The following is a 4,005-nucleotide window of genomic DNA, read 5'->3' on the forward strand; positions in this document are numbered from 1 at the left end:
GTCGCGCACCGCTGCCAGCACCAGGAACTCGTCGCCACCGAAGCGGCCCACCGCATCCTCGGCCCGCACCGAGGACTGCAGCGCGCGCGCCACCGCCACCAGCAGCTCGTCACCCATCCGGTGCCCCAGCCGGTCGTTCACCGACTTGAAGCCATCGAGGTCGACGAAGAACAGCGCCACCGGCAGCTGCACCGCATCGAGCAGTGCCGCCTCGATGCGGTCCATCATCGTGCGCCGGCTCAGCACGTCGGTCAGCGCGTCGCGCTCGACGCTGCGCTTGAGCTGCTGCTGCGTGATCGTCAGCTCGTGCACGTCGACCGTCACGGTGTAGACGCCGATCACCTCGCCGCAGGCATCGAAGTCGGGCACGTAGCTGGTGCGCATCCAGCGCTGCCCCAGGCTGACCAGGTCGACCATGCGCGCGTACTGCACCGTGTGCCCGGCCAGCGCCTGCACGAAGTACGGCTCGTGCTCGGCCCAGCGCTTGGAGCCGCGCACATCGCCGATCGGCCGGCCGAGCAGCTGCTTCGGCTGCTGGCCGGTCGCCTCGACGTAGGCCTTGTTGACGAAGCGCAGCACGAAATCGCGGTCGACGTAGGTCAGCGGGAACGGGATGTTCTCGGTGAAGCGGTCGAGCCGCTGGCGTGCGGCGACCAGCGCCTCGCGCTCCAGCACGTCCTGGTGGATGTCGATCGCGATCGTGAAGATGCCGTCGACGCGGCCGGCCGGGTCGAGGTGCGGCAGCACCTGGATGCGGGCCCAGCGGCCGGCATGGCAGCCATGCTTCAGCCGCCGCTCATAGTTGACGGTGCGGCCTTGCGCGGCCTGCGCGAACGCCACGCTCGCGCGCTCCCAGGCCTCGTCGCCGTACAGCTCGGCCAGCGTGTGGCCCAGCAGCTCTTCGCGGCCGCGCTGCGCCCAGTTCAGGTAGGGGTCGTTGCAGAACACCAGCCGGTGCTGCAGGTCCCAGCGTCCGATCGGCAGGTCGATCGCATCGATCAGCCGCTCGATGTGCGCGAGCTGCTCGAGGACGGGCAGGTCTTTGGCGTCCATGGCCTTCTGGTGTCGACAGGTGCTAGAACGGGATCCTGCCCACCCAGATGTCCTTGTACATGACCCAGTCGCCCATGAAGCTGTACAGCGGCCGCTTGAACGAGGCCGGCCGGTTCTTCTCGAACACGAAGTGCCCGACCCACGCGAAGCCGTAGCCGCACAGCAGCGCATACACGAAGTAGAGCGGCTGGCCGCGCACGAGACCGGTCACGAGGCACAGCAGCGCCAGGCTCGAGCCGATGAAGTGCAGGCGGCGGCAGGTGCGGTTCGCATGCTCGCCGAGGTAGTACGGGTAGAACGCTGCAAAGGTTTTCAGCGACTTGATGGACGTGGCATCGGGAGGAACGGTACTGCTGTTCATGGGGCTTCCTCCGAAATGAAGGCCTGGATCGCATTCAACACGGCGTCGGGCGCCTCTCCCATCAGGGAATGCCCGGCCGGCAACTGCAGAACCTTCGCATGCAACGCCTGGGCCAGCGCGGCGCTCGCCTTCGGCGGCGTCATCTGGTCGTGCGCGCCGACGATCATCAGGCTGGCGCAACGCACGCGGGCAGCCGCTTCGAGCCCGCCGGCGTAGCGGTTGCACACCTGGAAATCCTGGTGAAACAGGTTGCCGTGCCCCGCGGCGGCGTAGCCGGCCTGCAGGCGGCGCATCAGCGCCCGGTTCGCACCGTGCAGCGAGAAACCCGGCGCCGGCGCCGAAGGCTTGGCGGCGTGGCCGGCGTGCGAGAACGCGTTGACCCTGTCGATCGCCTTCAGCGGCTCGTCCAGCGAGGTCGACAGCAGCGTGTCGGACACCTTCATCGGGTACGCCGGGCCGAGCAGCACCAGCCGGCTCGCGCGCTCGCCGAGCCGGGCGGCGGCTTCGAGCGCGATCAGCGAGCCCATGCTGTGGCCGACCAGGGCGGCACGCTCGATGCCGGCCGCGTCCAGCAGCGCGAGCAGCCAGTCGGCGCAGGCCTCGACGCTCGCCAGTGCCGGCCCGTCGCTGCGGCCGTGGCCGGGCAGGTCGGGCACCAGCACCGCACGGCCGTGGTGCGCGAGCGAGCGGCTCTGCAGCCCCCACACGCTGTGGTCGTGCATCGCACCGTGGATGAACACGACGGCCGGCAGCGACACGTCGAGCACCTTGCCGCCGGTGTAGACGAAGGCCGCACGGCCCTGCACCTCGAACTTCATGCGCCACCCGCCTTCTGCGCGGCCCGCAATGCGCGCGACAGGTCGTCGATCAGGTCGTCGGCATCCTCCAGGCCGATCGACAGCCGGATCGTGCCCTGCGTGATGCCGGCCTGCGCGAGCGCGGCATCGTCCATGCGGAAATGCGTGGTCGTCGCCGGATGGATCACCAGCGAGCGGCAGTCGCCGACGTTGGCCAGGTGCGAGAACACCTTCAGCGCCTCGATGAAGGCACGGCCCTGCGCGCGCTGGCCCTTCAGGTCGAAGCTGAACACCGAGCCGCTGCCGCGCGGCAGCAGGCGTTTCGCGAGTTCGTGATCGGGGTGGGTCGGCAGGTCGGGGTGGCCGACGCGCGCGACCATCGGTTGCGCGGCCAGGAAGGCGACCACCTTGCGCGCGTTCGCGATGTGCCGTTCCATCCGCAGCGACAGCGTCTCGACGCCCTGCAGGATCAGCCACGCGGTGTGCGGGCTCATGCAGGCGCCGAAGTCGCGCAGCCCCTCGCGCCGTGCGCGCAACAGGAAGGCGCCGACGGTGCTCTCCTCGCTGAACACCATGCCGTGGAAGCCGTCGTAGGGGCGCGTCAGCTCGGGGAATCGACCGGAGGCGTCCCAATCGAACTGCCCGCTGTCGACCAGCACGCCGCCGATCACGGTGCCGTGGCCGCTCAGGAACTTGGTGGCCGAGTGGTAGACGAGGTCGGCGCCGTGGTCGAACGGGCGCATCAGCCACGGCGAGGTCAGCGTCGAGTCGACCAGCAGCGGTAGCCCGTGCGCGTGCGCGATCGCGCTGACGGTGGGGATGTCGAGCACGTCCAGCCCGGGGTTGCCGACGGTCTCGCCGAACAGCAGCCGCGTCGTCGGGCGGATCGCGGCGCGCCAGCCATCGATGTCGCCGGGGCGCACGAAGGTGGTTTCAATGCCGAAGCGCGCCAGCGTGTAGTGCAGCAGGTTGTGCGAGCCGCCGTACAGCGCGCTGCTCGCGACGATGTGCGAGCCCGCACCGGCCAGCGTGCAGATCGCCAGGTGCAGGGCAGCCTGCCCGCTGGCGGTCGCGATCGCGCCGGTGCCGCCTTCGAGCGCCGCGACGCGTTCCTCGAGCACCGCGGTGGTCGGATTCGAGATGCGGCTGTAGACGTGTCCCGAGCGCTCCATGTTGAACAGCGCCGCGGCATGGTCGCTGCTCTCGAACACGAAGCTGGTGCTCAGGTGGATCGGCACCGCGCGGGCGCCGGTGGAGGGGTCGGGGCCGGCGCCTGCGTGCAGCGCGAGCGTGTCGAAGCCGGGGTCGGATGGGCCGGGCATGGGATCTCCTGTCGTTCTTCGCGGCCGCCGGAGGCACCTCGTGGGTGCAGCCGGGGATGTTGTTGTGAAGAATTGTGGGCTATATTGGCCCGACACACCCCCAAGGAGAGGACCCATGAAAGTCGCAGACATCCTGCGTGTCAAGGGCGGCACGCTTTTCACTGTTTCGCCCGACCAGCCGCTGGCGCATGCCGTGCGCACGATGGCCGAGCGCGACATCGGGTCGCTGGTGGTGATGGAGCACGGCGACCTCGCCGGCATGCTCACCTTCCGCGAGGTGATCCTGGCCGTGGTCGGCAACGGCGGCACGGTCGGCACGACCATCGTGCGCACCGTGATGGACGATCACCCGCTCACCTGCACGCCCGAGACCGAGATCGACGAGGTGCGCCGCATGATGCTCGAGCGCCACGCCCGCTACATGCCGGTGATGACGCAGCGCACGCTGATGGGCGTGATCTCGTTCTACGAC

5 protein-coding genes are annotated in these 4,005 nt (G+C 69.5%); 1 reads left to right on the forward strand and 4 read right to left on the reverse strand.

Annotated elements, in window-relative coordinates:
• The 4 genes from AC1D01_RS23860 to AC1D01_RS23875 form a co-directional block, all read right to left on the reverse strand.
• Window positions 1-1,053: PAS domain-containing protein (locus tag AC1D01_RS23860; protein ID WP_477870752.1), on the reverse strand; the 1,053-nt coding region annotated here is incomplete at its 3' end.
• A 22-nt stretch (window positions 1,054-1,075) separates the two neighbouring features.
• Window positions 1,076-1,414 carry an Mpo1-like protein gene (locus AC1D01_RS23865; protein ID WP_477870754.1) on the reverse strand — a complete coding sequence of 113 codons (339 nt, stop codon included), beginning with the start codon at window positions 1,412-1,414 and terminating at the stop codon, window positions 1,076-1,078.
• Window positions 1,411-2,232, reverse strand: a complete 822-nt coding sequence (locus AC1D01_RS23870; protein ID WP_477870756.1) for an alpha/beta fold hydrolase — start codon at window positions 2,230-2,232, stop codon at window positions 1,411-1,413. The genes AC1D01_RS23865 and AC1D01_RS23870 overlap by 4 nt, the downstream gene beginning before the upstream one ends.
• Window positions 2,229-3,533: an O-acetylhomoserine aminocarboxypropyltransferase gene (locus AC1D01_RS23875; protein WP_477870758.1), complete on the reverse strand. Its 1,305-nt coding sequence runs from the start codon at window positions 3,531-3,533 to the stop codon at window positions 2,229-2,231. The genes AC1D01_RS23870 and AC1D01_RS23875 overlap by 4 nt, the downstream gene beginning before the upstream one ends.
• Window positions 3,534-3,648: 115 nt before the next feature.
• Here AC1D01_RS23875 and AC1D01_RS23880 point away from each other — a divergent pair.
• Window positions 3,649-4,005, forward strand: a 357-nt coding sequence (locus AC1D01_RS23880) for a CBS domain-containing protein (RefSeq protein ID WP_477870760.1), incomplete at its 3' end; no start/stop codon positions are given.

The organism is Rhizobacter sp. P3_B12, from assembly GCF_056402895.1.